Annotated in this window: 20 protein-coding genes; 10 read left to right on the top strand and 10 right to left on the bottom strand. The window is 43.5% G+C overall.

The annotated features are described in order from the left end of the window. Positions 1-95 precede the first annotated feature (95 nt). The 4 genes from rsgA (at position 96) to secB (ending at position 2,425) form a co-directional block, all read left to right on the top strand. Positions 96-1,154 carry a small ribosomal subunit biogenesis GTPase RsgA gene (gene rsgA, locus FTU00_RS02115; protein ID WP_180178978.1) on the top strand — a complete coding sequence of 353 codons (1,059 nt, stop codon included), beginning with the start codon at positions 96-98 and terminating at the stop codon, positions 1,152-1,154. A 93-nt stretch (positions 1,155-1,247) separates the two neighbouring features. Beyond that, the gene (locus tag FTU00_RS02110; protein ID WP_005232169.1) at positions 1,248-1,655 is read left to right on the top strand and encodes a rhodanese-like domain-containing protein; all 408 of its coding nucleotides are present in this window, start codon (positions 1,248-1,250) and stop codon (positions 1,653-1,655) included. Positions 1,656-1,676: 21 nt separating this feature from the next. Next, positions 1,677-1,931: a glutaredoxin 3 gene (grxC, locus tag FTU00_RS02105; protein ID WP_004782071.1), complete on the top strand. Its 255-nt coding sequence runs from the start codon at positions 1,677-1,679 to the stop codon at positions 1,929-1,931. 35 nt (positions 1,932-1,966) lie between these two features. Then, positions 1,967-2,425 carry a protein-export chaperone SecB gene (gene secB / locus FTU00_RS02100; RefSeq protein ID WP_004782070.1) on the top strand — a complete coding sequence of 153 codons (459 nt, stop codon included), beginning with the start codon at positions 1,967-1,969 and terminating at the stop codon, positions 2,423-2,425. 51 nt (positions 2,426-2,476) lie between these two features. Here secB and FTU00_RS02095 read toward each other — a convergent pair whose 3' ends face one another. The 8 genes from FTU00_RS02095 to FTU00_RS02060 all read right to left on the bottom strand — a co-directional run bounded on the left by FTU00_RS02095 (position 2,477) and on the right by FTU00_RS02060 (position 13,306). Further along, positions 2,477-2,875, bottom strand: a complete 399-nt coding sequence (locus FTU00_RS02095) for a cytochrome b562 (protein ID WP_180138106.1) — start codon at positions 2,873-2,875, stop codon at positions 2,477-2,479. A gap of 189 nt (positions 2,876-3,064) precedes the next feature. Beyond that, positions 3,065-3,871, bottom strand: coding sequence for an enoyl-ACP reductase (locus tag FTU00_RS02090; protein WP_004782067.1), 807 nt, complete (start codon positions 3,869-3,871; stop codon positions 3,065-3,067). A 128-nt stretch (positions 3,872-3,999) separates the two neighbouring features. After that, positions 4,000-4,821 carry a TatD family hydrolase gene (locus FTU00_RS02085; protein WP_180017238.1) on the bottom strand — a complete coding sequence of 274 codons (822 nt, stop codon included), beginning with the start codon at positions 4,819-4,821 and terminating at the stop codon, positions 4,000-4,002. Next, complete coding sequence (locus tag FTU00_RS02080; RefSeq protein ID WP_180017199.1) at positions 4,818-5,780, bottom strand: RsiV family protein; 963 nt, start codon at positions 5,778-5,780, stop codon at positions 4,818-4,820. Before FTU00_RS02080 ends, FTU00_RS02085 begins: the two co-directional genes overlap by 4 nt. Positions 5,781-5,829: 49 nt before the next feature. Next, a complete protein-coding gene (locus FTU00_RS02075; protein WP_180031500.1) occupies positions 5,830-6,657 on the bottom strand; it encodes a hypothetical protein in 828 nt (275 codons plus the stop codon). Between the two features lie 95 nt (positions 6,658-6,752). After that, positions 6,753-8,345 carry a peptide chain release factor 3 gene (locus FTU00_RS02070; protein ID WP_180010879.1) on the bottom strand — a complete coding sequence of 531 codons (1,593 nt, stop codon included), beginning with the start codon at positions 8,343-8,345 and terminating at the stop codon, positions 6,753-6,755. A gap of 287 nt (positions 8,346-8,632) precedes the next feature. Continuing rightward, on the bottom strand, positions 8,633-10,690 hold the full coding sequence (locus FTU00_RS02065) for an EAL domain-containing protein (RefSeq protein ID WP_159124225.1): 2,058 nt from the start codon (positions 10,688-10,690) through the stop codon (positions 8,633-8,635). A gap of 426 nt (positions 10,691-11,116) precedes the next feature. Continuing rightward, on the bottom strand, positions 11,117-13,306 hold the full coding sequence (locus FTU00_RS02060; RefSeq protein ID WP_166136328.1) for a carboxy terminal-processing peptidase: 2,190 nt from the start codon (positions 13,304-13,306) through the stop codon (positions 11,117-11,119). Positions 13,307-13,505: 199 nt separating this feature from the next. Here FTU00_RS02060 and nagZ point away from each other — a divergent pair, with 199 nt between their 5' ends. Beyond that, positions 13,506-14,528: a beta-N-acetylhexosaminidase gene (nagZ, locus tag FTU00_RS02055; RefSeq protein WP_180178977.1), complete on the top strand. Its 1,023-nt coding sequence runs from the start codon at positions 13,506-13,508 to the stop codon at positions 14,526-14,528. 123 nt (positions 14,529-14,651) lie between these two features. Next, complete coding sequence (locus FTU00_RS02050) at positions 14,652-15,515, top strand: class I SAM-dependent methyltransferase (protein ID WP_180178976.1); 864 nt, start codon at positions 14,652-14,654, stop codon at positions 15,513-15,515. A gap of 28 nt (positions 15,516-15,543) precedes the next feature. On the opposite strand, the gene FTU00_RS02045 is transcribed toward FTU00_RS02050, so the two are convergent. Then, positions 15,544-16,881 carry an alpha/beta fold hydrolase gene (locus FTU00_RS02045; RefSeq protein WP_180178975.1) on the bottom strand — a complete coding sequence of 446 codons (1,338 nt, stop codon included), beginning with the start codon at positions 16,879-16,881 and terminating at the stop codon, positions 15,544-15,546. A 324-nt stretch (positions 16,882-17,205) separates the two neighbouring features. Here FTU00_RS02045 and FTU00_RS02040 point away from each other — a divergent pair, with 324 nt between their 5' ends. From FTU00_RS02040 to pta, 3 genes are all read left to right on the top strand, one after another. After that, positions 17,206-18,471, top strand: coding sequence for a glutamate-5-semialdehyde dehydrogenase (locus FTU00_RS02040; protein ID WP_180178974.1), 1,266 nt, complete (start codon positions 17,206-17,208; stop codon positions 18,469-18,471). A 406-nt stretch (positions 18,472-18,877) separates the two neighbouring features. After that, a complete protein-coding gene (locus FTU00_RS02035; protein ID WP_180178973.1) occupies positions 18,878-20,101 on the top strand; it encodes an acetate kinase in 1,224 nt (407 codons plus the stop codon). Positions 20,102-20,154: 53 nt separating this feature from the next. After that, positions 20,155-22,293, top strand: a complete 2,139-nt coding sequence (gene pta / locus FTU00_RS02030) for a phosphate acetyltransferase (RefSeq protein ID WP_180025108.1) — start codon at positions 20,155-20,157, stop codon at positions 22,291-22,293. A gap of 306 nt (positions 22,294-22,599) precedes the next feature. Here pta and FTU00_RS02025 read toward each other — a convergent pair whose 3' ends face one another. Then, positions 22,600-22,839 (bottom strand): DUF2171 domain-containing protein, encoded by a 240-nt coding sequence (locus FTU00_RS02025; protein WP_166136309.1) that lies wholly within the window; start codon positions 22,837-22,839, stop codon positions 22,600-22,602. Positions 22,840-23,568: 729 nt separating this feature from the next. Between FTU00_RS02025 and FTU00_RS02020 the strand changes: the two genes are divergently transcribed. Then, positions 23,569-25,095 (top strand): fumarate hydratase, encoded by a 1,527-nt coding sequence (locus FTU00_RS02020; RefSeq protein ID WP_005232211.1) that lies wholly within the window; start codon positions 23,569-23,571, stop codon positions 25,093-25,095. Positions 25,096-25,101: the final 6 nt, after the last annotated feature.

Below are 25,101 nucleotides of genomic sequence, written 5' to 3'. Positions count from 1 at the left end.
ATTTATAGTAGCAAATTTATTACGTCGATGCTGTAACTGACACCCCGCTTCATGCTATTTTTGCCATCTCGCTCCCATGGTTTTTTAGGATTTGAATGGCTTTAATACGTAAACGTCGTTTAACTGAACAACAACAACGTCGTATTCAAAAACAGCACAAAACGCGTCAGGAAGAGATCGATACCTCTCAAGACCTGGAAGGACTGGTCGTGCAGCATTATGGCCGCCAGCTTGAAGTCCAGGCCTTGTCTGTACCTGAACAGCATCCTGAAAAACCGGTCGTGGCTGAAGGTGAACCTGAGCCATTCTGGAAGCCGATTGAACTAGGGAGTGTCTGGCGCTGCCATACCCGAACTAACCTGGAATTGCTGGTAACAGGTGACCGGGTCAAATGGCAGGCTGATCCCAATACCGGACTCGGCATTATTACAGCGATTCATCCGCGCACTTCTTTGCTGACCCGTCCTGACCGTTACCACAAGATTAAACCGGTTGCCGCCAATATTTCCCTGATTGTGATTGTGTTCGCGCCATTGCCTGAACCAGCACCGGGTTTGATTGACCGTTATCTGGTGGCTTGCGCAGATGCAGAGATTCCAGCACTTTTAGTTCTGAATAAATCAGATTTGCTTAAGGAAAATGATCCAATTCTGGATCTGCTTAAAGAATATAAAGATTTGGGTTATGAAGTGATGCAAACCCAGTCCGATGGTGATCTGACAGAACTATCCGCTCGTCTGAATGAGGAAACTGTAGCGTTTGTCGGTCAGTCTGGTGTAGGTAAAAGCACGCTGATTAATGCGATCGTCCCGGATGCTGCACAGAAAACCAATGTCATTTCCGAAAACTCGGCACTGGGTCAGCATACGACGACCTCCACACGTCTAATTTCCTTTGGCGATGGCGCTGCTCTCATCGACTCACCAGGGATTCGTGAATTTGGTCTCTGGCATCTGACCTTGGACAAAGTTCAAAGTGGTTTTCCGGAAATTGAAAACCTGCTCGGTCACTGCCAGTTCCGTAACTGTACCCATAAGCATGAAAAGCAGTGTGCCTTACGTCAGGCCGCATCAACAGGGGAAATTTTGCCGCGCCGACTGGACAGCTATTTACGTTTAATTGACGAAATTAACGAAGCGCAGCAAAAAAATTAATTTTCTTAAGGCTTAGCCCTTGAAGCGGTGATTTTGATCACCATATTTATGAGCTATACTCTTGGCAATTTTAAAATTGTAATTAGGTGAATTGTGGAACGTTGGTTCGAGTTTATGGGGAATCACCCCTTCTTGTTTGGAACACTCGCGGTACTCGTGGTTGTCTTCTTCATCATCGAAGGTCAACGTAATGGTCGCAAAATCTCTCCGCAATCGCTGGGAATTTTAGTTAAAGCAAAAAATGCCATGCTGATTGATTTACGTGATGCCAAAGACTTCCGTGAAGGTCACATCAGTGGTAGCCGTAACATTCCATATAGCCAAATTACAAAACACGTTGATGAGTTAAAAGCATCTGATCGCCCGTTGGTGTTCATTTGTAATCTTGGGCAAGTTGCAGGTTCTGCGCTTCAACAGGTAGGTCATGCAGATGCCTACCGTCTGGATGGCGGCATTACAAACTGGAAAGCTCAAGGTTTACCTTTGGTGAAAAGCAAATAATCTGCGAACAGGAGATTGATCATGGCTGAAGTTACTATCTATTCGACGACAGTATGTCCGTATTGTATCCGTGCAAAACAGCTCCTTGAGCGCAAAGGTGTTGCATTCAAAGAAATTAATTTATCGAATGAAGCCCCTGAAGTGCGTCTTGAATTGATGCAACGCACCAATCATCGTACCGTGCCACAGATTTTTATTAATGAACAATTCATCGGCGGTTTTGATCAACTTTATGCCCTAGAGCGTGAAGGAAAACTAGACGAATTACTGGCTTAATTTACTAAAACCTACCTCATATCAAGGATTAAAGAATGAGTGAAGAACAACAAGCTCAACCACAATTGGCATTAGAGCGTATTTACACTAAAGATATTTCTTTTGAAGTTCCTGGGGCACAAGTTTTTACCAAGCAATGGCAACCTGAGTTAAACATCAACCTTTCTTCTTCTGCAGAAAAAATTGATCCGACTCATTTTGAAGTGGCTTTAAAAGTTGTGGTTCAAGCAACCAATGAAGGTGATACAGCGTTTATCGTTGACGTGACTCAAGCAGGGATTTTCCTGATTGATGGCGTGGAAGAAGAGCGTCTGCCATACATTCTTGGTGCTTACTGCCCGAATATTCTGTTCCCATTCCTTCGTGAAGCGGTGAATGATATGGTCACTAAAGGTAGCTTCCCGCAATTGCTGCTTACACCAATCAACTTCGATGCTGAATTCGAAGCGAACATGCAACGTGCGCAAGCTGCTGCTGTTGAAGGTCAAGCTTAATCACTTGATCTTGAAATTAAAAAAGACCGCAATTGCGGTCTTTTTTATGGCTTATTTAAAGGCTTGATGCCCCTGCTTTTTAATCTGATCCATTTTCTCTGTCAATGTTTGTGCTTTGGCTAGCTGATTGGCTGCAACAAGTTGCTCAGCTTGTTTAATCTCTTTCAATAAGTCAGTTAACAATCCCTGATAAGCCGTAATTTTTGCATCTTTGGATTTTAGCTTTTGTAGACCTGAGGGTAAATTTTTCTGGCAGACTTCCACAGATTTTTGCATGCCTTGCAATGCTGCCCGCGCCTCTTTGCTATCCTTGGCAGATTTGAAATTTTTTAAATGATGGTCAAGTTCATGCATATTGTCATGATAGTGATTGTCTGCTGCCATGCCCGACGTGGTGATCCCCACAGTTCCCATCACAAAAATCATGCTGATTAGAAGTGTCTTAAGCATCGTTATTATCCTGTATTTGTTTTTATGTTAAACATCTTAGTGGGAAAGTCCTGAAAGATAAATTATTTTGATCCAAATTCTTGTATCACTTGTCATCAGACTTACATCATTAACAATTAGAGTTAAAAATAAAAAACCCTCAAAAACTTGAGGGTTTTTCTCTGCTGAGAATTAATCTCTTAAAGAGACTTATTCTGCATCCAGCATCAGTTCAGCACTCATGCCCACTGTATTATAACCAGCATCGACATACATGATTTCACCAGTAATCCCGTTCGCCCATGGTGAGCACAGGAACAATGCTGCATTACCGACATCTTCAATGGTCACATTGCGTTTTAGTGGAGCCACTTTTTCATTCAGATCCAGCATTTTACGGAATGATTTAATGCCAGATGCTGCCAATGTACGGATTGGACCAGCTGAGATCGCATTGACACGAATACCTTCTGCACCCAGGCTAGATGCCAGGTAACGTACACCTGCCTCTAAAGAAGCTTTCGCCAGACCCATCACATTGTAGTTTGGCATCACACGCTCAGAACCTTGATAAGTCAGCGTTAACAGGCAGCCTTGACGTGCAGCCAGTAATGGCTTCGCAGCGCGTGCCATCGCGATAAAGCTGTAAGCACTGATGTCATGGGCAATCTTAAAGCCTTCGCGATCCGTCACGTCAGTGAAATCACCATCTAAAGTATGTGCTGGTGCGAAACCGATTGAATGTACGACGCCATCCAGACCATCCCAGTGTTTTGCCAGTTCTGCAAATGCATTGTCAATTTCTGCATCTACGGCCACATCACAAGGAAAAACCAATTCAGAACCGAATTGTGCAGCAAAATCATCTACACGTTTTTTCAGCTTTTCATTTGGATAAGTAAAAGCGAGTTCTGCACCTTCACGATGTAATGCCTGAGCAATACCAAAAGCAATTGATAATTTACTTGCAATACCTGCGATCAAGAAGCGCTTACCCGCCAATAGTCCTTGTGCCATGTGAATCTCACTCAAAATAATTTATATGCATGATGCCAAGTCTAAAGCATTTTAGAAATTGCATAATGCACCTTTTTTCACTGGATCATACATTGAAATACGCTTTCCGACCGATGTAGGGTTTTATCTTAGATCGCCAGATGTAAAGCCTGATGGGTGTTTTTCCAGAGCTGCTGTGCCAGTTCATCCTGATCCATATGCAGACTCTTGGCCAAGCCTTGCAAAACATAAGGCAGATTGGCAGGCGTATTGCGAGTCCGCTGTTCTGTCGAATGCTGGCAACATAAGGGCGTCATGTCCGGACAATCGGTTTCAAGTACCAGATGTTCCGGTCCTACCTGCTGTACCACCTGATGCAGTTTTTTGGCATTCGGATTGGTAATTTGCCCTGTTATTCCAAGCTTAAAGCCCAGTTTAATAAAGGCTTTCGCCTCTTCAATCCCGCCACCAAAGGCATGGGCAATACCACCTTGCTTAAACCGATGCTGTTTTAGAATCTGTAAAACATCGGCATGGGATTTACGGATATGCAGTAACACAGGTTTATCAAACTGCTGCGCCAGTTCCAGCTGTGCAGCAAAAAAATCCTTCTGTTTCTGAAAAAGTTCCGGCTGTTTATGCCGCTTATCAAAAGTATCCAAGCCAATTTCACCAATCGCAATACAAGGCTCTGTGTTTAATAACTGCTCCAGATCCTGTAAATGCTCTAGTTGATGCTGCTCAATATAGAATGGATGCAGGCCGGGTGCCAGATGGCTTTGTGGTGCATTGGCCAACTCATTAATAAAATGATGCGTCTGCAATAAATCCTTAAACCGGCTCTGTAAAAAACCAATTAAGACCAGATGCTCCACCCCTGCTGCTTTGGATGCATAAGCCAGCTGTTCCCGATCATGATCAAAATCGGGAACATCAAAATGGGTATGGGTATCAAATAACGAAACCATCAGCGTGCTTTGGCAGGAGTTGCAGGCTCGGCTTCTGAAGCAGCGTTCTCTGTTTGAGGCAGATATTCAGGTTTCAAAATGCCATTCAACTGTTCATAAGGAATGACCAGACGTGGCAAACCGACCACATAAGGTCCAATCTCATATTCGGCATATTGCAGTGCCAATCCCTGTTTAGACAGATAGAAATTATCAGTCAGTTTGAATTTCCAGGCCTGTTCATATTCGGCTACATCATTGGCCAGTTTAGATTCCATCACCCAGGTTTTAAAAGCCTCATAAGCTTTGGCTTCGAGCTGAGCCTTTTGTTTAGGCAGAATGATATCGTCCAGCTTAATCAGCTTTTTCTGCTCAAGATCAAAATTGTAGTAGGTTTGAGCAGAAGCGCCATGCGCACCACCCAGATAATGGGTACTGTTTAAGACCACAGTCGCGAGTGGATCACCAGACTGCAGAATTCTCGGTTTGATCATCAGGCTGATACTATGGCTGGCACTGAGTGCTTTCAACTCCTTATCCAGATTCAGGAAAGTCTGCATATGCGGCTGAATCTGCTGTTCAAGCTGCTGTTTCGGAGTTTGGACATTGGCTAATGCAGTTTGCGGTTCGGAAGCAGCGGCTTCAGCTTCACTGGCAGCCGATGCTTTCGCCGGTTCGATCGCATCAATAGACAAAATACCCTGTAGCTGCTGCAGAATCTGCTGATCTATCCATTCATCAATAAATGACTGATTGCTTTTCAATCGCTCAATAGAAATCTCAGGACAGTTTTTTCCTTCACATTCAGGCAAGGCCAGTTTCAGCTTCTCAGTATCACCGCTCAGCTTCAGCACTTCAGGCTGAGCCTGTACCACTTCAGGTGCAGCAGGTTCTTTCGGCTCTCTTTCCTTAGGCTGGCAGGCACTCAGCAAAACTGCTGATGCCAATACTGACAGACATAAAACATTCTTATAATTTGACATGCATTAACCTTTATTCAACATCATCATTTATCCTTGCAGGACCTACCTGTTAGAACATATTCTGATAAATATCCACTTTCAAGACTTGTTGTGTTTGTTCTTTGGTTAAATAGATGTCCAGTTGTTTGGCATCTTTGCTAATTTCCTGACTCCGATAATGTAGACCAATTCCTTCCTGATCAAAGAACCAGTCCGCCTGCCCCCAATACAGTTTTTTTGGAGCTTTCTGCTGGACTTCCGCATTATTGTCCTTTAACCATTTTTGGTAAGCCTGCTGCACAATTTGGTCCATCTGCAACTGCTGTTCAGGATTGATAATATCCAGAGGACTGAGTATTTTTTGCTGCAGCCGGTCAGCCACAAAAAAATAATAGCGTTCATTAACGCGGATATTTTCCTGTGTGCTGTCTACCCCAATTTGCATTAACACAAATTGATTACGCTGATAAGGAATGCGGGTATACAGCGATAACTCATAGGCCTTGTTCAGTTTGAGCTGGGCTTGCCAGGCATCTGATTTTTTTACATAGGCATTAACCGCCTGCTGCAGGCTCATATCCTGCTTTAGGCCAATTTGATCCTGAATCACTTTCGCCTGCTGCTTTTCAATAGACTGGTTTAGCCAGGAATCGGCTGTCTTTAAGGTCTGAATATCCAGATTAATACAGTTTTTGGTCTCACAAAATGGCAAGGCAATATCGGCCGATTTCTCCTGAATATTCAGGTAAGGCAAAAATTTGGCTTTTTCTTCAGGGGTGACTGCTGCAGATTTTTTTTGTTCTGTAGCTGGCTGTTTTTTTTCATTTTTATCACATGCTCCAAGTAACAAACTACAGCCAATGACTGAGCCGAGCAGGATTTCCTTACTAAACTTCATGATTTTTTAGAGATATAAGTAATGAGTCGTTTAAATGTAGCACAAAATAAAACAGCTTCCGGAGAAGCTGTTTAACATTTTCCAAGCCTGAAGGCTTAGTGTTCGCGTGTATTACGGAATACGATATCTGGATAACGTTCTTGCATCAGCTGTAAATTCACCCGGCTTGGTGCAAGATAAGTCAAGTGACCACCACCATCTACAGATAATTGGTCATGGGCTTTTTTCTTGAATTCGTTGAATTTCTTCTCATCTGCACAAGACACCCAACGTACTGTATTGATGCTCACTGGCTCATAAATACAGTCCACCTTGTACTCTTCTTTCAGACGATATGCTACCACTTCGAACTGCAGCACACCCACAGCACCAACAATCAGGTCATTGCTGTTTTGTGGCATGAATACCTGAGTCGCACCTTCTTCAGACAGCTCTTTCAGACCTTTTTGCAGCTGTTTTGACTTCAATGGATCTTTGAGACGGACACGGCGGAACATTTCCGGCGCAAAGTGCGGAATACCGGTAAATTGCAGTTTTTCACCGGAAGTGAAGGTATCACCGATCTGGATGGTACCGTGGTTATGCAGACCGATAATATCACCCGGCCATGCTTCTTCCAGATGCTGACGGTCACCGGCCAGGAAGGTCAAGGCGTCGCTAATGCGGATATCTTTATCGATACGCACATGCTTCATTTTCATGCCTTTTTCATACTTACCTGAACAGATTCGCATGAAAGCAATACGGTCACGGTGTTTCGGGTCCATATTGGCCTGAATCTTGAAAATAAAGCCTGTGAAACCTTCTTCATCTGCCTCTACTTTACGGTCTTGAGTTGGATGCGCTTTTGGAGGCGGTGCATATTCGCTAAATGTATCCAGAACATGGTCGACACCGAAGTTCCCCAAAGCAGTACCGAACAGCACTGGAGTTTGACGGCCTGCCAGGAATTCTTCACGATCTAATGGCTCATTGGCCATTTGTACCAGTTCCAACGATTCTTCAAACGCAGCCCAAGCCAGCTCTCCGACTTTTTCACGTAAGTCTGCATGATCATAGCCATCACGAACTTCGATATCAGTAATCACTGAACCAAAACCGGCTTTATAGACATAGAACTTTTCTTCGAGCAGGTTATAGACACCTGCAAAGTCACGTCCTGTACCGAGTGGCCAGGTAATCGGCACACATTTAATTTTCAGGACATTTTCAATTTCATCCAGCAGCTCTAAAGGCTCACGGATTTCACGGTCCATTTTGTTGACGAAAGAAATGATGGGGGTGTCACGCATACGACACACTTCCATCAATTTAATGGTACGTTCCTCGACACCTTTTGCACCGTCAATCACCATCAGCGCTGAGTCTACCGCAGTGAGGGTACGGTAAGTATCTTCCGAGAAATCTTCATGTCCCGGGGTATCCAGCAGGTTAATCATCTTGTCCTTGAACGGGAACTGCATGACGGACGTGGTGATCGAAATCCCACGCTCTTTTTCCATTTCCATCCAGTCAGAAGTGGCTGCACGATCCGATTTACGGCTTTTCACCATACCTGCAACCTGAATGGCCTGACCCCATAACAGCAGTTTTTCTGTCATGGTGGTTTTACCGGCATCGGGGTGGGAAATAATGGCGAATGTACGTCGCTGAGCGACCTGTGCCGCTAACTCATCTTTAAAACTCATGGAAAATACCTACTGCAGAACCGCAGTGCTCAAGATCAAATACGATCAATATGAAAAATTGACGATATTGTAGCAGATTTCTAGAGCCAATAAGCAGCCCTATAAACTGGAGAAATCGCAGTTTCCCATTCTCTTTTCTGGTTGAACTGATATTTTTTTGGCTCGTCGATTTAACGGATTTAATTCACTACCCAATCTAGAAATTATAAATCGATAACCACATAAATTTTATAATTTACAATTGATTAGTTTAATCATAAAAAATTCTAAATAGGGATTTACTGAATTTAAGAAACAAAGGCCCTAGCTTCAAGTTGCTCGACATCCATCGGTTTACCCAGCAGATAGCCCTGCATCTGCTGACAGCCCAAACGGGTTAAAATTTCTGCCTGCTGCACAGTTTCAATTCCTTCAGCTGTCACTTTTAAACCGAGTTTAATGGCCAGCTGAATAATACTTTCCAGAATCATTTCTTCCTTGGAACCTGCACTCAGACCCTGAATAAATTCCTTGTCAATTTTCAGCTCATCGACAGGCAGGTTTTTTAAATACAGGAAGCTAGAATGCCCGGTACCAAAATCATCAATCGCCAACTGGATGCCCATTTGACGCAACTGCTGCAAAGTCCGGATACTCGAATCAATATGATGCATGGCAGTCGATTCGGTAATCTCGATCATCAAATGTTGAGGATCAATTTTATATTGATTCAGAAGTTGTTCCAGTGTGCTGATCAGATGCTTATGCTCAAACTGAACCGCAGATAAATTGACGCCGATTGGGAAAAAATCAGCATGATCAGCTTCCCAGAGCTGAATCTGTTTGCAGGCCTGCTCTAGAGCCCAGTAGCCCATCGGAATAATCAAACCGGTTTTTTCTGCTCCGGGAATAAACATATTCGGACCCAGCAAACCATGCAATGGGTGCTTCCAGCGGATTAGCGCTTCTACACCACAGATCTGCTCATCATGGGTAAATTTTGGCTGATAAACCAAGATAAATTGCTGTTCTTCTACTGCCTTATACAGATCATTGATCAGTTTACTCTGGCTTTTGCTTTCATGCTGATCGGTCGAGAAATTAAAAACAGAATAGGTATTCCGTCCCTGATACTTGGAAGTCAACATGGCGGCATCTGCATTGATCAGCAGATCCTGCAGATTCTGGCCATGCTTCGGATACATGGCGATCCCGATACTGCCCGAGATATTGATGGTCTTGCCACTGATCTGGAAACTTTCCTGAATCAGTTCCAGAATCTTTTCTGATATTTTCGAGGCCTGCTCTACTGTAGTATTTTCCAGCACCAGCAGAAATTCATCGCCACCGATACGCAGCAGTTTGGAATCATCTCCCAGAATTTGATGAATACGATAAGCCAGCTGAATCAGTAGCTGATCCCCAACGTGATGGCCAAACACATCATTCACGGCTTTAAAGCGATCCAAATCAATATATAAAAAAGCGATTTCATGCTGAGCATCTTGCTGCCGGCCAGAAAACAGCAATTGTGCATATTTGACCAGATATAAACGGTTTGGCAGTTTGGTGAGATTATCCTGAATCGCCTGATTCGCCAGCTCTTTATTGGCCAGCATCAGCTGACGGTTACGTGATTCAAAGCGTAACTCCAGCATGGCTACGCCAAATGCAGTCACCAGTACCAGACAACTAATCAGGATGACTGAAAATAGCAAGTCATAGTGGGAATGACTGATCTGGCTCAATGGATGGGCATTTTCATAAAAACTGAGTGCCGCCATTCCCGTATAATGCATCCCGACAATGGTCAACGTGAGCATACTTGCGACCACGAGCTTCATCCGGATCGTACTTTGCACAGCCTGTCGATATTTGAATGCCACCCAGAAACTGAGTCCCGCCCCACTTGTCGCAATCAGAATCGAACAGATCATTAATAAAGGGTGATAGGCAGTCACATGATTTTTAACATTCAGGCCCAGCATGCCCACATAGTGCATTCCTGACATACCCAGCCCCATCAGGACAGCCCCTAGAATCAGACGGGCACAAGGCAAAGTTTTACGGGTGGTGAGCCAGATGGCAAAGGTTGCTCCCACAAAGCCAATCACATAAGAACTTAAGGTGAGTGCAGTATCGATATCATAAGCATCAGGAAAATGAGCTGCCGTCATGCCGACATAATGCATTCCCCAGATTGCTAGCCCCAGCAAGCCACCGCTGAACAGTAAAATAAGGGTTTTCAACCTTAGCGATACATTACGAAATAGCATCTGCTCAAGCGTAAGCGTCAAATAGCAGGCAATAAATGCCACAGCCATCGATCCAATGAGCAGACTGACATCATGATGAGCATGAATCATATAAAATGTTCCATCTGGTCGATCATTTTTATTTTATTGCGCAGCTGTATTCGCACGATTCCCCGCTAAATTTACGCCCTATAAAAAATAAAATACTCTTTTCAGAGTTCATCCCGACTGCTTCAAACTTGAAGCTATATACAAAATTTATTGCAATATTTTTATCTCTTCAGTAGCTGGAGTGAAGTTTAAAATTGCCCTGAATCGATAAAATAAAAATTCAGCTTATATATTAGAAGTCTTTGAGATTTTATCAATTGATTAAATTTAATATTCCAGCTTTTTTATTCGACATAAATCACAAATTTTTCTTTTTTATTTAGTTACATAGCACTTTATATTTAATTGATATTGCATTTTATTTGCACAAAAAAACAGCCTATCGAAATAGGCTGTTTTTAGAACTTATATTACTTTATGTTAAAGTTACTGTTTTGACTGTACTTGAGCATAGTCAGCCAAGACATGTGCGGCTTCCAGCACAAAAGCTTCTTCTTCCGGTAATGCCGGACGTTCTTTGGCTTTCATTTTCGCCCGGGCTTCAACCATGGCATCCAGAGATGCCTGATAACTTTCCCAGTTTGGATAAGGTTTCAGGCCGGTTGCAGCACGGCGGGCATTTTCAGCTTCTAAAGCTTTACGCTCGATATCCAGCAACTCAGCTTTACGCTGTTCCAGATCCAGAACTACACGTTTTTGGTCTTCGACTTTTTTCATAGCCGCTGTACGCTGTTCCAGATACTTGAATTGAGGATTCTGAGCGACACGCTGTTGAGATAACTTGGCCAGTTCCGGTACATATTTCTGGACCACACCTTCACGTTTAAATGGCGCAGTTGGAATCGTATCCCACTCTAGGGCATTTTTAGCCTTACGTTCACCAAACTCTTCGTTATAGATATCGACCAGCTTGATATCCGGAATCACGCCCTTGTTTTGGGTACTACCCCCCGTCACACGGTAGAACTTACGCTGAGTCAGTGTTGCCTGACCATGTGCCAAGCTATCCAGCTGAACCTGCGCAGTTCCTTTACCTGTTGTGGTACTACCAATCACGATGCCACGTTCATAATCCTGAATTGCTGCTGAATAAATTTCACTTGCAGATGCAGAAGCCAGGTTCACCATTACTGCCAATGGACCGGCATAGGTTTGTGCACCACCATCATCATCTTCAAAGACGCTGACATTACCGTTACCATCACGAATCTGAACCACAGGACCTGACTTGATCACCTGTCCCAGCATACGTGCCACTTCTTCAAGTGAACCACCCGGGTTATTGCGCAAGTCTACAATAATACCGGCAACATTCTTCGCAGCCAGCTCTTTCAGGGCCTTATTGGTATCTTCTGATACGGAACGGTAGTCGGTACCCGCACGACGGGCACGATAGTTCAGATAGAAAGATGGAATTTCAATCACACCATATTGATATTTTTTACCATCACGCTGGATTTCAACGGTACGGGTTCTAACCCCGGCATCTTCTTCCTGAATCACATCACGTACAAGACTAACATTACGCGCCTGTCCCATGGTCGCACCCGGGCCTAATAACTTCAGCGTTACTTTAGTGCCGCGCTTACCACGAATCAGGCCAACAATTTCATTGCTCGGCCAGCCGATTACATCAACCATCTGTTCGCCGTCTTGAGCAACGCCAACAATACGGTCACCTGATTTTACCTGTCCTGATTTGCTGGCAGGCCCACCTTCTACAATGGTTTCAATCTTGGTGTAATCTTCATTACCACGTTCCGGACGAATCGACACCCCAATCCCTTCCAGCTGCAAAGTGGTCTGACGGTTCAGCTCCATCGCATCTACAGGCGGGAAATAATTACTGTGCGGATCATAAGTCAGCATCATCGCATTCAGGGTTTTGTCCAGTACATCATCGCTCTTGATCCGGCTGAGACGTTCTAACTGACGGGTATAACGCTTAGTCAGGGTTTGAGCAGGCGTTAAATCTTCCGGCCCAGTCAGATCCTGACCATTCGCCAGTTCCGGATTGGCTTTGAGTGCATTCTGCTTGGCCTGCTCTTCCTCTTTACTAATCGTCAGATTAATCAGCTGAGAGACCAGCATTTTTGACCAGTGAGCACGTTGTTCAGCCTGAGTTTTAAAGAATGGCGCTTTTTCGCGATCCGTTTCGATATATACATTCTTCTGGTTCAGATTTTGCGGTTTTTTCAGTTCTTCCAGCATAAAGGTATAGAACTGGGCTAAACGCTCACGATACTGCGCATGAATTTCATAAGGGCCAGACAAATTACCAGCTTTCAGATTGGCACCAAAAGTAGCGCCATAGCGTTTTTTATAATCTTCTATTTCAGATGCCAGAAAAAGACTGTGATCTGCATCCAGACTATCAATATAAAAATCAAAGATACGCTGTGAAGTCTGAGCATCCAGACGCATATTCAAATAATGTTGGCGATCAACGAGAGTTGCCAGTTGTCGGGATACCAATGCCTGTTCTTGAGAAGGTTGAAGCACTGCTTTGCTGACTACTTCTTTACCATCAGCTGCAATTGCATCATTCACCACATGGGTAAAAAATAATCCGCCTGTCGCAATCGCAACTGCACAAGCTATTGTTTGAAATTTCATAAATAATTCGTACTTCCTTGGCCTCAAGACCAATTTGACCGTGTTGCTTTTCGAGCAGAACTTAAAGTATTCAGCATCTTAAACAACTTAATATGTTTATGTCGTGTAGTTTTATCATATTCTGTGCTGACAAAGTGTAGCAAATCATTGCAGAATTCAGGTATTGTTTTCCCCGAAAATTCTAAAATGGATTCCGCATATGATTGGCGCATTGATGCTCGACATCGCAGGCACTACCCTTACTCAAGAAGATATTGAACTCTTGGGTGCACCACAAGTCGGTGGTGTAATTTTATTCGGTCGCAATATTGAATCTCCTGCCCAAGTCCGCGCTTTGACTGATCATATGCGTCAGGTCCGTCCAGATATTCTGATTGCGGCGGATCAGGAAGGTGGCCGTGTACAGCGCTTGAAACAGGGCTTTACCCTACTGCCTGCCATGGGTAAATTTGGTGAGCTTTACCAGACTAATCGTGAAAAAGCGCTGGAACTGACCGAGAAATGTGGCTGGTTGATGGCCACCGAAGTACTGGCAGTTGGAATTGACTTCAGTTTTGCGCCTGTGCTGGATTTAAATGATATTAGCGATGTGATTGGTGACCGTAGTTTCGCCAAAAATATTCAAGATATTATTCCACTAGCTGGTGCTTTTCTGAAAGGTATGAAACGTGCTGGCATGGCTTCGACCGGTAAGCATTTCCCGGGACATGGTTCGGTTAAGGCCGATTCGCATGTGGCCGCTGCCATTGATATGCGCAGCTATGAAGAAATCCAGCAAAAGGATATGCAGACTTTTATCCAGTTACAATCCCAACTGGATGCGCTTATGCCTGCCCATGTTATCTATAGTCAGGTTGATCCAAATCCAGCCGGTTTTTCAGAATTCTGGATTCAGAAGGTGTTACGTCAAGAACTTGGATTCGACGGCGTACTGTTCTCGGATGATTTAAGCATGCAGGCTGCCTGTGTGGCTGGTGGTGCCGATGCCCGTATTCAGGCGGCATTGAAAGCAGGTTGTGATATGGGGTTAGTCTGCAATGATCGCGCAGCACAGTGTATCGCACTTGAAGGCATTCAGGAGCTACCGCTGCCAAATCAGCAGCGTCTGGAACGCATGCGCGGAAAAATTCCAGAGATTCAGATCGGCACTGAACTGGATCTTGGAGATGAGTGGCGCCAGATCCGTGATGAAATCAGCCAGTTTAGAGATCAGGTTCTGTAATTTTTAAATGATCTGAATACGACAAAGGAACACGACAAGGTGTTCCTTTTTTATTATCATGTTGAAAAGACTGCTATATTAATGAGCAGCATTGAATTAAAACAACAATAAGGTCAGGACGACATGACAGAATCTCTTTCGCAACACCGCCATATTTCTTTTACCGCACATTATACCGGCTATATCTGGTACAAAATGGGGATTTCACATCCGGTATTTGCCACCTCTAAAGGTAAATTTCTTGCCAAACTGGTTCATCCACTGGAGTCATGGGCTGAGCGTCATGTCGGTGGCAGTATGCGTACCACCCTGAAACAGCGTCATCAAATGATTGATGAACACTTAAGTCAGTTAATTAGTAAATATCCTCAATTACAGGTACTGGAAATTGCCAGCGGTCTTTCTCCACGCAGCTGGAACTTTAGACAGAAATTTCCCGGGATTAATTATCGGGAGCTGGATCTGCCCGATATGGCCAAGATCAAAACTAATGCTTTGCAGCAGATTGATCAGGATGCCCCGGAAGTATTGAGCGGCGATATTTTTAGTGCAGAACTGGCGAATATTTTTAAAGTCTTTGACCCGCAGCAGCCTTTAGTCATTATTAGTGAAGGCCTGATCAATTACTTTGATCAAAAAATGCTGTTTACCTTGCTCAAAGGTATTAACGAATATGGTCAAGGTTTCAGTGAAGTGCATTATCTCAGTGATATTTATCCTGAACCGGTCAAAAATAAACTGGCAAGCTTTATCTGGGCTTGTAGCCGTCTGCTAAAATTCATGTCACGCAGTGCATTTACCTTTCATTTTAAATCACCTCAAGAACTACAGCAGTTTTTTCAGCAAGCTGGGTTTATGCAGGTGGAGGTCGAACAGCCACAACGTTATTTTGCAGAACCTCGACAGCAGAATCCTCATTATGAACAGGATGAACATTTGGGAGATTTAGTCTGGATGATTCATGCAATGAAAAAAAACAGCGTTTAATTACGCTGTTTTTTATGAATTCTATTGTTTAGATGACTGCATCGAATACTTCAGCCTGTTGAAGTGCTTTCTCTTTCTGGACAAAGCGTAATAAACGCTCTGCTACATCAAAACTGCCATGCTTGAACAAGGCACGTAACTGAGTGTCATCATGTTCGAAGATCAGACATTCGATCTTGAACTCGCCTTCTTCATCTTCCAGATGTAAAGCCAGATCACGTGGATACGCGGCTGCCTGATCAGTTAATCCAGGTTCTAATTCCAGCAACACCCCAAAGAAATTCATATCGATAATTTCTGCCTTGAATACCAGATCAGAATGACGATGACTTAAATAACGCTGTGGATCCTGAACCGTAATCCGCTCTTCCCCACGTCGTTCGATCTGCTGCATCTGTTCACGGGTGAACGGGATAATACCTTCGAGTTGATCAACCGGCTCATCACGCAGGAAAGTTGCAAATAGATGCATGGTTTCTTTACGGCGCTGTAACTGAGGTACATGATCTGCAGAAGCAATCTGCACATACTGCATATTTGGACATTGCAGGGCAAAATTGGCATTTTCATGCGGCAAGGTAAAGCTGTCATACTGCCCGCAAGCCACCAAAACTTTGCATTGAGGAATCGGTACATTGGTCAGTCTTAAAAGACGGTTACAGTTGATGTCATAGCGGTCCTGTTCTGTCGCTGTAAACTCGGACATCTGCTTAAAGAACAGCCGTTTTGCTGTTGGTGACATGCGGGTTTCTTTTAAACGTGCATGATTGACCAAGTACAGAATCACCGCTTGGCCAAATTCGTCCATGCGCTGTTCTTTCATTAAATGCAAAGATTCTTCCAGCAGCATGCGCCAGCTTTTGCGGGTTTTCTGCATTACACCCATCAAAATCATACGGTCTACCAGTTCAGGACGCTGATCTGCCAGGCAGGAAGCCACCACTGAACCTAAAGACATCCCTAGAATAGCCACCTTAGGCAGTTGCATCTGCTCCAGCCATTGGCCTAGCATCGCTGCCAGATCTTCCAGTTCAAGTGTTCCTGCAGATAAGCCGGTATCAACGTTAGTAATTTGCTGGTTGGCCCCCATGGAAGGTAAATCAATTAAAATAATAGGTCCCGCATCAAATAACTGTTCTACACAATATTTGTAAGAATTAAAGTTCTGAAAAGCTCCCCCAATAATCACCATTGGGCGCATATGCAAAGTATCAGGACGCGCAATGGCCATATACTCGATTTTCCAGCCATCGATCCATGTCGTACGTGCTGGTTGCTTGAAACTGTGCTTATCATAAAGATCAAAAAAACCGTAATGGCTATGTTGGTCCAATGCCTGGGCATCCATCTGGATAATGGAATTCATATTCCTTTCCTCCGTCCTTGCCTTATTTTTATTGTGCAAGTCATTATTTACAGATCTTATGCTTCAGGATTATTCCGATTATCCTGAACACGCATCCTGCGCTGTAGTAATTATATCAATGACATCTATGTCGCTACATTTCATTCTATACAGAGCGGCTTTTCACAAGCAACTGATTCGACAACCACTTATCTGCTTTTAAAGATAAAACAATTTCAAAATGTTTAGAAACAGTGAAAAGCTTATGATTTTTAAGTGTTGGGCTTCATTGTCCGGCATCAGACTGTTAATATCAAAGTGAAATTTCTAAGTGATTGAACCGCTATGCAAGAGTCTATTGAACAATATATGCAAACGGTAGGACAGCAGGCACGCCAGGCTTCTCGCATTTTGGCTCGTGCGTCTACCCAAACTAAAAACAGCGCATTGTCAGCAATTTATACCGCTTTAGAAAACAGTCAAGCTGCTATTCTGGCTGCTAACCAGATTGATATGAATAAAGCTCACCAGAACAATCTGGATAGTGCCCTGCTTGATCGCTTAGAACTCAACCCCGCACGCTTTAAAGGTATGTTACAGGGCCTGAAAGATGTGATCAGCCTGAAAGATCCAATTGGTGAAATCACTGATATGGCTTACCGTCCTACAGGGATTCAGCTTGGCAAGATGCGTGTGCCTTTGGGCGTAGTGGGCATGATTTATGAATCACGTCCGAATGTAACTCTGGAAGCTGCTTCACTGGCATTAAAATCTGGAAATGCGATTATTCTGCGTGGCGGTTCAGAAGCTCTGGAATCTAACCAGGCCATTGCAACTGCCATCCAGCATGGCTTAAAAGTGGCAGGTTTACCTGAAGCATCAGTTCAGGTGATTAATACGACTGATCGTGCTGCGGTTGGTCAGCTGATTACCCTGACTGAATATGTCGATGTGATCGTACCGCGTGGTGGCAAAGGCTTAATTGAACGCATTACTGAAGAGGCGCGTGTGCCTGTGATTAAACATTTGGACGGGAATTGTCATGTTTATGTTGAAGCACAGGCTGATCTGCTCAAAGCACTGCCCATTGCTTTAAATGCCAAAACCCATCGTTATGGCGTATGTAATGCCATGGAAACTTTGCTGGTTGATGAGAAAGTGGCTGAAGATTTCCTACCTCGAATTGCTGAATTGTATCAGGAAAAACAGGTAGAGCTTCGCGGTTGTCGTGAAACCCAGCGTATCTTGGGCAATCAGGTAGGTGCCGCAACAGAAGAAGACTGGTACACCGAGTATCTGGGTCCGATTCTGGCAGTTAAAATCGTATCGGGTGTTGAGGAAGCCATTGAACATATCAATAAATATGGCTCACATCATACCGATTCAATCATCACTGAGAATTACAGCATCGCTCGTGAATTTTTAGCTGGTGTAGATTCGAGTTCAGTCATGATCAATGCCTCTACCCGCTTTGCTGACGGCTTCGAATATGGCCTAGGAGCGGAAATCGGTATTTCGACGGATAAGATTCATGCCCGTGGCCCGGTTGGTTTAGAAGGCCTGACTTCCCAGAAATGGGTAGTCTTCGGCGATGGTCAGATTCGCCAGTAAATAGATAATAAAATCAGCCTTGTTCGCAAGGCTGATTTTTTATGCATTAGATGAATAAAAGACATGTTCAAGTAAATACGAAGCCTTTATAAAATTGCATATAATTTCTTCATATCCATACCTAAAAGATAGAATAAATAAACATTATTTTTAAGAAATATAAGCTACAGTTTAATAGATCATTTTTTAACAGTATTTTATTTATAAATGAAAACTATGAACTGATAAATTTTAATTATTATTGTCGCTGTGGTCGATAATGCTTAAGTCTAATCGGCTAAAGTCTATCTAGGACAGTAAAAAAACCCATGTTAAAACATGATCACAGATCTATCTTGTGTCGCTTTTGCCAGCAGACAGGTCAACAAAATGGATGAGAATTTTAATTAGAATCGGGTAAACAATCGTGTCTAAATCAGTATTAGTTATTAATTGTGGCTCTTCTTCAATCAAGTTTGCCCTATTGCTTGAAGAAAAGAATTTCCGTATTCACGGCTTAGCTGAGAACTTAGGCACAGAAAATGCCCGTATTAAAGGTGTGACTGTCGGTAATGAACCAGTCGATATTCACATTCCTTTCGCAGATCATAAGAAAGCGCTAGAAGTAGGTTTAGAGCGTCTGGCGAACTATAAGCCGGATGCGATTGGTCACCGTGTGGTACATGGCGGCAGCCTGACCAAGGCAGAACTGATTACTGACGAGATTATTGAAAAAATTCGCGAAGCAACTCCACTTGCGCCTTTACACAATCCGGCTCACCTGATCGGGATCGAAGCAACTAAACGTTTATTCCCAGACTTGCCACAAGTCGCAGTATTCGATACTGCTTTCCATCAAACCATGCCGGCACATGCTTACCGTTATGCGCTGCCTAAATTCCTTTATACTGAATATGGCGTACGTCGTTATGGTTTCCATGGTACCAGCCATGCTTATGTGTCCGATCGCGGTTCTGAACTGGCTGGTAGCTTTAAGCAAGGTGGCTGGTTAACAGCACATCTCGGTAATGGTAGTTCGACCTGTGCGGTATGGAATGGCCAAAGTGTAGATACCTCAATGGGTCTGACGCCACTTGAAGGTGTGGTGATGGGGACCCGTAGTGGTGATGTCGATCCAAGTTTGCATAGCTTCCTGGCTGCAAACCTAGGCTGGGATGTATATAAAATTGACAAGATGCTCAACAAAGAAAGTGGCTTGCTTGGTTTGTCTGACAACCTGTCTAATGACATGCGTACCCTGATTGAAGCCTCAGAACAAGGTAGTGAAGATGCGACTCTTGCGATTGAAGTATTCTGCTACCGTCTGGCGAAATCTTTAGCTGCTTTAAGCTGTGGTCTGCCACGTATTGATGGTCTGTTCTTTACCGGTGGTATTGGTGAAAACTCGGCGTATATCCGTGAAAAAACCATGGCTTATTTACCACATTTCGGTTTCAACCTGGATAAAGACGCTAATAGCAGTTTGAAACGCGGTACAGAAGGTCGGATCGATAACGGTACAGGCCCACAAATCTGGGTAGTTCCGACTGATGAAGAAGGCCGAATCGCGAAAGAAACTCATTCTGTGGTAGAGAATGAAGTGGAGCAAGCCACTGCAAAAAAGTCTGAACCTGAAGCTGCGCTTGCATAAGCAAGCCCGGTTCCCTTTTACCTAATTTCTATTATTGCGCGACTGATATTACTATGAAAACGATTTTATTGGTGCCGACCGGGGAAGGCGTTGGCTTAACTTCAGCCTGTTTAGGTTTGGTATATGCTTTAGAATGCCAAGGGGTAAAGGCAGGCTTTGTGAAACCTTTTTCACAGGAAAAAAGTCAGGATACAGATCGCACTACAGCACTCTATCGTCATTTATCCCAAAGTGAAACCGTTGAACCGATTGCTTATGAAAGTCTGATTCAGCGCTTTAATCTTGGTGAAACAGATGAATTGCTTGAAGATGCAGTACGCCTGCATCGTGAGATTGCCAAAAATCACGACCTGATTATTGTTGAAGGTTTGGTGCCCAATAGCCGCGATACCTTTGCGCCAAGCTTTAATGCAGCCTTGGCGCAGGCACTCGATGCCAAAGTCATCATTGTCAGCAATGCTGATATCAACCAGCCTGAAGTGGCAGCTGAAAAAATTGAAAGCCAATTACGTTATCTGGGTGGGTCCTCTTCTACCCGTATGGCTGGCGTATTATTTATGCGCACCAAAGGCTTACCTGAAGATTCTGCCCATATCCCGGTGACTATTGATCCTGGTTTACGCCTGATTAGTGATACCAACAAATTTATAGCAGCTATTCAGAAAACTCATGCCCATATTGGGTCTGAAAAGCTTCCAGTCATTGGTCTGGTTCCATTCAGTAATACTTTAAGTGTGCCACGTATTTCTGACCTGGCAGCGCATATTTCAGCAGACTGGGTGAACTTGGGTGAAGCAAAACAGCGCCGTGTCTTACACAGCAGTTTAATTGCGTCCAACATTGAACATGAATTGCATAAATTTGTAGCTGGCGAACTGATTATTAGTGCATCAGACCGTATTGATGTCTTGCTGGCAAGTAGCTTGGCGAGCAGCAATGGCATTCCATTGGCAGGTCTGGTACTGACTGAACATTATGAGCCAAATTCGGCTGTACTGGAGTTCTGCCAGACAGCGATTAAACATGGTCTGCCTATTCTGCATACGCCACTTAGCACTTTTGAAACTGCCCAAAGTCTGGCCAATTTAAGCAATGAAATTCCATGTGATGATACTGAACGTGCTGAACAGGTCACTCGTTTTGTGTCCAGTCATTTAAATGAAGAATGGATTGCACAGCTAATCAATGGTTCTTATAAGCCACGTCTGTCTCCTTCTGCATTCCGTCATGAACTGGTACAAAAATCGATTACTGCGAAAAAACGTATTGTGCTTCCGGAAGGTGATGAGCCACGTACCATTCAGGCGGCTGCGATCTGTCAATCTCGTGGGATTGCGCACTGTATCTTGCTGGCAAAACCGGAAGAAGTGGTTGAAGTTGCTAAAGCACGCAATATTGAATTACCGCACGATCTTGAAATTATTGATCCAGACCTGATTCGCGAGAATTATGTGGAAAAAATGGTTGAACTGCGTAAAGGCAAAATCAATGAATTGCAGGCGCGTGAACAGCTACAGGATACTGTCGTACTCGGCACCATGATGCTGGCACTTGATCAAGTGGATGGTCTGGTTTCTGGTGCAGTACATACGACTGCCAATACCGTTCGTCCTGCTTTCCAGTTGATCAAGACAGCGCCTGAATATTCACTGGTTTCCTCAGTATTCTTTATGCTGCTGCCAGATGAGGTCTATGTTTATGGTGACTGTGCGATTAATCCAGATCCGGATGCTGAACAACTGGCTGAAATTGCAATTCAGTCTGCTGACTCTGCAAAAGCCTTTGGCATTGATCCACGTATTGCCATGATTTCTTACTCTACCGGGACTTCAGGCACAGGTGCAGACGTAGAAAAAGTGGCGAAAGCGACTGAGATTGCGAAACAGCGTCGTCCTGATCTGTTGATTGATGGTCCACTGCAATACGATGCCGCTTCAGTTGAAAGTGTAGGGCGTCAGAAAGCACCAGATTCACAAGTCGCTGGTCGTGCCAATGTGTTTATCTTCCCTGATCTAAATACTGGTAACACCACTTATAAAGCGGTACAACGTGCGGCAAATGTCGTGAGTGTCGGTCCGATGCTGCAAGGCTTGAACAAGCCGGTGAATGACCTGTCACGTGGTGCGCTGGTCGATGACATTGTATTTACTATAGCCTTAACTGCGATTCAGGCAGATCAGCAAGCTAGTTAATTTTCTTTAACACTCCACAACCATCCGGTCAAAAGATCGGGTGGTTTTTTTATTGATCTATTTATAAGTTTTCTCAGTAATCATTAGGCGTTCTATCATCTACAGATTATCTAGCTCAAAAAATTATGCAGGTTCTTAATCTGCTCTATGAGTAAATAAAACTAAAATAAACAGATTGATGACACAAAAGAAATGCCAGCCGAACAGGCTGGCATTTACCACTTTAACAGATCAGAGTGCCTATTTAAGCTTGCATCCAGTTTGACTATTTAAGCCAAACCAGAACAAGTCAGGCAACGATCATGCTTATACCGTGGTCCATTCTTTGTGCACATCTTCTGCTGTTTTATTCAAGATCACGCTGTCATCTTTCACTTCGCTTACCCAGCTGACCGGAATCAGATGATGCTCATTATTCTCGTCATCACTTCTTGTCAATTTAATCTTGTCCTGACCTTCTAAATGATCCACTTTACCAACTTGAGTACCATCTGAAGCAATTACTGAAGCATGTTCTTTGATGTCATTTGTATTAAAGTTACTCATTCCAATTGCCCTATTTATAGAAGTTGAGAGACCTCAGTCTAAGCCCTAAAAAATTGGCTGTGTGTAAGGGTTTTCAGGCTTTGGGTTTTTCTGGGTTAATAATGTAATGAAGAAAAATAACTGTGTCACAGGCGTGTTGTGGCAAGGCCAAGATGATTGAAATATTGTTTTTTTATTAAGGTAATTTGAAGATTTGAAGATTTGAAGATTTGAAGATTTGAAGATTTGAAGATTTGAAGATTTGAAGATTTGAAGATTTGAAGATAGGCTAATTTTTTAGCTCTTAAAATGTAAAAAAGAAGATAAAGCTTAAGCTTGATCTTCTTTCTGGCCGTAGAACCAAGTAGCAGCGATATAAAGACTAAAAGCAATTACCATCAATACACTAGTCAGGGTCATAAAGAAAACTCATCATTCATTTGATAAGCGCATTATGTAAAAGTTTTATGACAGTTATATGACAATGATGAAATTTTCATAATTTTAATTAATTAATAAAAATCATATATTTAGAATATATTTAATTATATTCCAATAAATTTTAAGCTGAAATATGACAGTAAATATGACAAAAACCTGTCATTTTTAACCAATCTTTCAGCCAAAGTAATTTTCCTTATTGCTTAAACTATAAACTTTTGGCCAATGTCCCTGCAAAACGCCCACAACCGGATTCATTTGTCTTATAATTTAGCCCGCTAGCTAACAGCCCGCTCAAGAGATATTTGTATGACAACTATTATCAAGCAAGATGACTTGATCACATCGGTTAAAGATGCGCTTCAGTTCATTTCTTACTATCATCCACAAGACTTCATCCAAGCGATGAGCCGTGCGTACGACCGTGAAGAGAACAAAGCTGCGAAAGATGCGATCGCGCAAATCTTAATTAACTCACGCATGTGTGCAGAAGGCCACCGCCCTATCTGCCAGGATACTGGTATCGTCAACGTATTTGTTGAAGTGGGCATGGACGTTAAATTTGATTTAACCATGAGCCTGGACGATGCGATCAACGAAGGTGTACGTCAAGGTTATCTTGAAAACTCTAACGTACTTCGTGCATCTGTACTGGCTGACCCTGCTTTTGGCCGTAAGAACACCAAAGACAACACGCCTGCTGTGATCTATCACAAACTTGTTCCAGGTAACAAAGTAGACATCACTGTTGCTGCTAAGGGTGGCGGTTCAGAAAACAAATCTAAACTGGCAATGTTGAACCCATCCGATTCAATCGTAGACTGGGTATTAAAAACTGTTCCAACTATGGGTGCAGGCTGGTGTCCTCCTGGTATGCTGGGTATCGGTATTGGTGGTACTGCTGAAAAAGCCATGATGCTTGCAAAAGAAGCATTGATGGAAGAGATCAACATGGACGAATTGCTTCGTCGTGGCCCACAAAACAAACTTGAAGAACTTCGTATCGAAATCTTCGAGAAAGTAAACGCATTGGGCATTGGTGCTCAAGGTCTTGGTGGTTTAACCACTGTTCTAGACATCAAGATCAAAGATTACCCTTGTCACGCTGCGGGCAAACCAGTCGGCATGATCCCGAACTGTGCTGCAACCCGTCACGCACACTTCACACTTGATGGTTCAGGCGTTGCGCATATTCAAGCACCAAGCCTTGAAGACTACCCATCAGTCACTTGGGATTCTTCATCTTCTAAACGTGTTGACCTAGACAACATCACTCAAGAAGAAATGAACTCTTGGAAACCAGGTGATACGCTGCTTCTAAACGGTACAATCTATACTGGCCGTGATGCTGCACACAAACGTATGGTAGATATGCTGAACAACGGTGAAGAACTTCCTGTTGATCTGAAAGGCAAATTTATCTACTACGTAGGTCCTGTTGATCCAGTAGGTGATGAAGTTGTAGGTCCTGCAGGTCCAACAACTGCAACTCGTATGGATAAATTCACTCGCCAGGTATTAGAAGCAACTGGTCTTTACGGCATGATTGGTAAAGCGGACCGTGGTCCTGCTGCTGTTGAAGCAATTAAAGACAACAAAGCGACTTACCTCATGGCTGTAGGTGGTGCTGCATACCTCGTATCTAAAGCAATCCGTGAAGCTGAAGTGGTTGCATTTGCTGATTTGGGCATGGAAGCGATCTACAAGTTTGTAGTGAAAGATATGCCTGTATCTGTAGCAGTTGACGTAAATGGTACATCTGTACACGCGACTGCTCCAAAAATCTGGCAAGCGAAAATTGGCAAAATTCCAGTAGTTGACGCTGCTGCGGGTTAATTTAAG

Source organism: Acinetobacter sp. YH12041 (assembly GCF_013419975.1).
GTDB lineage: Bacteria > Pseudomonadota > Gammaproteobacteria > Pseudomonadales > Moraxellaceae > Acinetobacter.
This window is presented reverse-complemented; position numbering and strand designations above follow the sequence as displayed.

What these genes read in the sequence shown, in the direction of transcription:
- FTU00_RS02075 (WP_180031500.1), bottom strand. Translation starts at nt 6,657, where the DNA reads ATGAAGTTTAGTAAGGAAATCCTGCTCGGCTCAGTCATTGGCTGTAGT.
- FTU00_RS02080 (WP_180017199.1), bottom strand. Translation starts at nt 5,780, where the DNA reads ATGTCAAATTATAAGAATGTTTTATGTCTGTCAGTATTGGCATCAGCA.
- pta (WP_180025108.1), top strand. Translation starts at nt 20,155, where the DNA reads ATGAAAACGATTTTATTGGTGCCGACCGGGGAAGGCGTTGGCTTAACT.
- FTU00_RS02095 (WP_180138106.1), bottom strand. Translation starts at nt 2,875, where the DNA reads ATGCTTAAGACACTTCTAATCAGCATGATTTTTGTGATGGGAACTGTG.
- FTU00_RS02060 (WP_166136328.1), bottom strand. Translation starts at nt 13,306, where the DNA reads ATGAAATTTCAAACAATAGCTTGTGCAGTTGCGATTGCGACAGGCGGA.
- FTU00_RS02050 (WP_180178976.1), top strand. Translation starts at nt 14,652, where the DNA reads ATGACAGAATCTCTTTCGCAACACCGCCATATTTCTTTTACCGCACAT.
- rsgA (WP_180178978.1), top strand. Translation starts at nt 96, where the DNA reads ATGGCTTTAATACGTAAACGTCGTTTAACTGAACAACAACAACGTCGT.
- FTU00_RS02070 (WP_180010879.1), bottom strand. Translation starts at nt 8,345, where the DNA reads ATGAGTTTTAAAGATGAGTTAGCGGCACAGGTCGCTCAGCGACGTACA.
- grxC (WP_004782071.1), top strand. Translation starts at nt 1,677, where the DNA reads ATGGCTGAAGTTACTATCTATTCGACGACAGTATGTCCGTATTGTATC.
- FTU00_RS02090 (WP_004782067.1), bottom strand. Translation starts at nt 3,871, where the DNA reads ATGGCACAAGGACTATTGGCGGGTAAGCGCTTCTTGATCGCAGGTATT.
- FTU00_RS02045 (WP_180178975.1), bottom strand. Translation starts at nt 16,881, where the DNA reads ATGAATTCCATTATCCAGATGGATGCCCAGGCATTGGACCAACATAGC.
- FTU00_RS02065 (WP_159124225.1), bottom strand. Translation starts at nt 10,690, where the DNA reads ATGATTCATGCTCATCATGATGTCAGTCTGCTCATTGGATCGATGGCT.
- nagZ (WP_180178977.1), top strand. Translation starts at nt 13,506, where the DNA reads ATGATTGGCGCATTGATGCTCGACATCGCAGGCACTACCCTTACTCAA.
- FTU00_RS02020 (WP_005232211.1), top strand. Translation starts at nt 23,569, where the DNA reads ATGACAACTATTATCAAGCAAGATGACTTGATCACATCGGTTAAAGAT.
- FTU00_RS02025 (WP_166136309.1), bottom strand. Translation starts at nt 22,839, where the DNA reads ATGAGTAACTTTAATACAAATGACATCAAAGAACATGCTTCAGTAATT.
- secB (WP_004782070.1), top strand. Translation starts at nt 1,967, where the DNA reads ATGAGTGAAGAACAACAAGCTCAACCACAATTGGCATTAGAGCGTATT.
- FTU00_RS02040 (WP_180178974.1), top strand. Translation starts at nt 17,206, where the DNA reads ATGCAAGAGTCTATTGAACAATATATGCAAACGGTAGGACAGCAGGCA.